This window comes from Marinobacter sp. C7 (assembly GCF_022343555.1).
Taxonomy (GTDB): Bacteria; Pseudomonadota; Gammaproteobacteria; order Pseudomonadales; family Oleiphilaceae; genus Marinobacter.
The window spans coordinates 1-541 of the sequence record NZ_JAKQZH010000081.1 but is presented as its reverse complement, the minus strand read 5'-3'; the positions used below and the strand labels follow the sequence as shown (position 1 = coordinate 541).

Annotated in this window: 1 protein-coding gene; it reads left to right on the top strand. The window is 61.7% G+C overall.

The window, feature by feature from the left end:
- On the top strand, nt 1-541 hold a 541-nt coding region (locus MD273_RS18835), incomplete at both ends, for an arginase family protein (protein ID WP_239039296.1).

The window sequence follows — 541 nt, the reverse complement described above, 5'->3', positions numbered from 1 at the left end:
CCACTCTTTCTCCTCTGGCTCGATGCCCATCCGGACCTGCATACGCTCGACAGCACCGAAAGCGGCAACCTTCATGGCACACCCGTCGCCTATTTCACCGGTCAGCCCGGTTTCGACGGCTTTCCCGCGCTGCCTCAGAAGGTCGCCCTCGAAAACATCTGCATGATGGGTATCCGCTCCGTGGATGCAGCAGAGAAATCGCGTATCCGCGAACTTGGCATCACGGTCAAGGACATGCGCGCCATCGACGAGACCGGGGTTCTGGCGCCGCTCAGAGCCTTCCTGGAGAAGGTCGAGCGGAACAAAGGTATGCTGCACGTCTCCTTTGACGTGGACTTCCTTGACCCGTCGATAGCGCCGGCGGTCGGCACCACCGTACCCGGCGGCGCAACCTTTCGCGAGGCGCATCTGATCATGGAGACGTTGTGCGACAGCGGGCTCGTTTCCTCGCTCGACCTTGTCGAACTGAACCCTTTTCTTGACGAGCGCGGCAAGACCGCCAAGCTGCTCTGCGACCTCACCGCCAGCCTCTTCGGGCGTC